This is a genomic window from Sphingobium jiangsuense (genome assembly GCF_014196495.1).
GTDB classification, from domain to species: domain Bacteria; phylum Pseudomonadota; class Alphaproteobacteria; order Sphingomonadales; family Sphingomonadaceae; genus Sphingobium; species Sphingobium jiangsuense.
Genome location: NZ_JACIDT010000051.1, coordinates 1 through 3,610, shown reverse-complemented (window position 1 = coordinate 3,610; position 3,610 = coordinate 1). Strand labels below are relative to the sequence as shown.

Sequence of the window (3,610 nt, the reverse complement as noted above, 5' to 3'; positions counted from 1 at the left end):
CCATGGTTGCCCTATCGAGGCGAAGATTGCCTACCGAACGTCACTGAACGGCAGCGGCAGTGATCAAGCCGACAGTCGGCAGAGCATACGGTCAATGGCCTCCACTAGAAACTGCACAGAATGGGATGCTCCCGCACGCCCCAGAACCGGAGATACGATCCGGCTGCGGGAACATCTTCGTGATGAAACCGCATGATCTCATCGGCAATAGAGAGCGCCTCGCTCGGAGACATCACGCGTGGAAGACAGGAATCTGGAAGGTCTTGTGGCATTTGCGCGATTGACTGATCGGGGAAATAATGCCGCCTACCGGGAAGATTGCCATAGAACCTAGCCGCCAAACTGGCCCACTTCTCGTCGCCGGATAGAGCGTCCACGAGCGAACGCGGATCGAAGTGGCGAATCCTGAAGAATGCGGGATTGTCATACAAGGGAGGGATATGGGGAAAAGCCTGAAAGACGGTGATGGTGGGCTCGGTTTTTATGCCATTGTCGATTTTGCAGGCTGCGTATAAATCAAGGCCCATAGAAGTCACTCCGTTCTTGCCGTTTACATGAATACCTCACGCTTGTTCTTGATGAGTAGATCGATAGGCCACATCTGTGCTTAACGATGTCATTTTCACAAGCGTTCGATAGGCAGCTATTTGCAAGACCGGTTGAACAAAAGCGAACGCGCGAACATTTGGTGGCGCAGCCTTTGGCGACGATGCCATCGAAGGTCCGATCGCGGCCACCGCGCATACCGGAACGAAATGCAGAGAAGACAGTCTTTAGGGGTTCGTGCTCAGGTCTGTTTGGTCAGGCCCATTGGTCCATGAACCGCTGGGCGTCTTTCAAACTAGCAAACTCAACGACGACATCATCAAGCAGGCGGTTGCTGGGAACGGTGGGATCAAGGTCTCCCATTTCACCGATCGTATCGAAGCGCAGCGGTGCCACTACAATCCGCATGCGCTCCTTTTGGAGCCAGTAACCGAGTCCGATCTGATCATGCCCGCCGCCCATGGCAATGATGGCGAGCGTCTCGACAAGCCGGGAGTGGGTCTTTTCGTGCACGATGATCTGCGTCGGATTGTAGATTTCCATTGTTCCCCACCACAAGGCTGATCAATCCAGCGAACGGTCAGCGCGAAAACTTCAAGACGCCTCGCGCATCAAAAGTCTTGGTTTCCGAGCCTTGCCGGATCGTCAGGGTGCTTGGCGTGTAGCCGAGCAGCGCGCCCGATCGGCTGAAAAGAAGCACGCCCCTCTCATCATAAACCGAGATGGTGCCGCTCCGCTCGATTGCCGAACCGATTGCCATTCTTTCCCCTCACTGCTTGCGTCACGGCTTGAACTCTTAACCGATACCGCTTATCCGTAAGCGATACCGCTTATGTCGTCAACGAGAGAAGGCTGTTCGGGGCTGGATGAAAGAAAGCGATACCGCTATCTCTCGACGAGTGACCAAACCGAAACTCTTCGATGAAGCCATTCATTTCCGTGCGCGCGCGGGAACGAAGGCGCGCATCGACGCTCTACGCGGTGATACCCGGCAGGGTGATTTCGTGCGTGAACTCATTGAGGAAGCAATCGACCGCCGCGAACAGGGAGCAGTGAAGCCGAAAGGTCGCTGATCCTGACTGCCTAAATAGGTGGGCTAGGAGAAACGCATGGCGTGGCGACATTATGAAGTGAGGCAGTCGGATGACTGTCAAGTGCAGGACGAGGACGGGATATCATCGTTGCGATTCACGATGGGCATCGTGGAAACCGGCAAGCAGCGCGTGTTTTCAAGCCACTTCGTCTGCCTGATCCTCACCGACCATGACCCGATCACCGGCGAGGACGAGCACTCGCTGCGCGCGGCATTGTGGAAACTGGCCCGCAACATCGAACCGCTTGGCATCAAGCTCAACTGCGTGGGCCTCAGCGCCGCCTTTAGCGAAAGTGGGCTCAGCATGAATACTGGCTGGGGCTATTGGGGGCAGCATAGCAAACCGATGCACATGATGGACCCGCTACCGTCAGCGGATGGCCGAGACGATCCCATCGACGACATGATCCGCGAAGCCGTGGACGGCATGCGGATCGGCCTCAGCATCAAGCTGGAAGTCGATCCCCCCCAGCCCGTGCGCGGAGTGCCTCGTAAAGCTGCGCAGGGCCGAGCAGCACGTCCCTCAAGCCATCGCGCACCTTCTGTGAGTCGAGGGCCTGCTTACTCAGCGAAGCGTGCGCCTCGAACGCCTCGATAATCGCGTTCATCAACTCATCCTTCAGGGTCGGTGAGTTGGCGAACTGCGCTTCGGTATTGTTTGCCGCCTGTGTCACCAGCGCATCAGATTCCAGCATCTTGTCGCGCAGCGTGGTAACGTAGCTCAGTTGGTCGCCATCGGTCGTGCCAGCGCCGAACAGATCGTTTACACGCTCAATGATCTCGGCGAGCAGCGCTTTCTCCTTCTCCTGCACCGACCCGGAACCGACCTCGGTCATCGGCTTGAGTTTGCTCTCATCGCGGCCTGACACGTCGAGGCGGCGCTGCCCCTCATCCTTGAGGCTGTGGTGCGTCAGCACGACCTTGGATAGATCGACGCCCTCGCGTTCGCGACCGAACTCCAGCAACGGGACCAGCCGCTTGTAGAACAGGAAGCGCTTCTCAACCGAACTGCTGCCGTAATCGAAAATCTGCGACAGGAAGCTGTAGGCGCGCTGGTATGCCGTCATGTCGTTCTTGAACAGGACCAGCGCGTTAACCTCGTCCTGAGCGTCCGATGCGCCGTCATCATCGTTACGCTCTCGTGCGCTCCGCAGGCGGTCCTGCGCGGCCTTGTAGCGCTTGAGCAGCCGGTCAGCGACGGGCTCGATCGCAGCGATGAGATCACCCTGCTTCGCGCGGGGGTTCATCTCGACCGCAGCGACACGCTCGACCTCAAAATCATCATAGTGGCCGCTGGCGTCCAGCTTGCCTTTGAGATCGAGGACGAGGTTGGGGTCAGTGACGCCTTCAAGCTCGGCGGTGTCATAGTAGGTGCGGAAGGCGGCGAGGATTTCCTCGGACGAGTTCACGAAATCGAGGACGTAGGTGGTGTCCTTGCCGGGGTGAGCACGGTTGAGGCGCGATAGCGTTTGCACCGCCTGAATACCCGCAAGCCGTCGATCCACATACATGCCGCACAGCAATGGCTGATCGAAGCCGGTTTGGAACTTGTTGGCGACCAGCAGGAGGTGGAAGTCCGCGCCCGCGAACGCATCACGGATATCGCGCCCCTTGAGGCCGGGATTGAGCAAGGTGCTGCCTTCAGTGACCGGCTCGTCGTTCGACTCAGGATCATTCACCTCACCGGAGAAGGCGACCAGCGTGCCAAGGCCGTAACCTTGCGACCTGATGTAGCTGTCGATCGCCTTCTTCCAGCGCACCGCCTCGACCCGGCTGCCAAGCACGACCATTGCCTTGGCCTTGCCGTCGAGTAGCGGCTCGACGTTTTCGCGGAAGTGCTCGACTACGATCTGCACCTTCTGGGCGATATTGTAGGGTGTCCGTCGTCAGAACATTTGGCACAACTCGCGGCGTAAATTAGCGGAGTGCGGGCCTCGTCCTGGGGTTGATATTAAGCGGCGATCTTGCGGT

General features: G+C 58.1%; 5 protein-coding genes. 1 reads left to right on the top strand and 4 read right to left on the bottom strand.

Annotation, left to right across the window (positions count from 1 at the left end; all coding sequences use genetic code 11):
- Positions 1 to 104 precede the first annotated feature (104 nt).
- The 3 genes from GGR43_RS23190 to GGR43_RS23180 all read right to left on the bottom strand — a co-directional run bounded on the left by GGR43_RS23190 (position 105) and on the right by GGR43_RS23180 (position 1,306).
- Positions 105 to 527 (bottom strand): hypothetical protein, encoded by a 423-nt coding sequence (locus GGR43_RS23190; protein ID WP_188074067.1) that lies wholly within the window; start codon positions 525 to 527, stop codon positions 105 to 107.
- A 274-nt stretch (positions 528 to 801) separates the two neighbouring features.
- A complete protein-coding gene (locus tag GGR43_RS23185) occupies positions 802 to 1,089 on the bottom strand; it encodes a hypothetical protein (RefSeq protein WP_188074066.1) in 288 nt (95 codons plus the stop codon).
- A 37-nt stretch (positions 1,090 to 1,126) separates the two neighbouring features.
- A complete protein-coding gene (locus GGR43_RS23180) occupies positions 1,127 to 1,306 on the bottom strand; it encodes a hypothetical protein (protein ID WP_188074065.1) in 180 nt (59 codons plus the stop codon).
- A gap of 106 nt (positions 1,307 to 1,412) precedes the next feature.
- Here GGR43_RS23180 and GGR43_RS23175 point away from each other — a divergent pair, with 106 nt between their 5' ends.
- The gene (locus GGR43_RS23175; RefSeq protein ID WP_223177590.1) at positions 1,413 to 1,619 is read left to right on the top strand and encodes a hypothetical protein; all 207 of its coding nucleotides are present in this window, start codon (positions 1,413 to 1,415) and stop codon (positions 1,617 to 1,619) included.
- A 466-nt stretch (positions 1,620 to 2,085) separates the two neighbouring features.
- Here GGR43_RS23175 and GGR43_RS23170 read toward each other — a convergent pair whose 3' ends face one another.
- Entirely contained in the window at positions 2,086 to 3,495 is a 1,410-nt protein-coding gene (locus GGR43_RS23170; protein ID WP_246344000.1) for a type I restriction enzyme subunit R domain-containing protein, read from the bottom strand.
- Positions 3,496 to 3,610 lie beyond the last annotated feature (115 nt).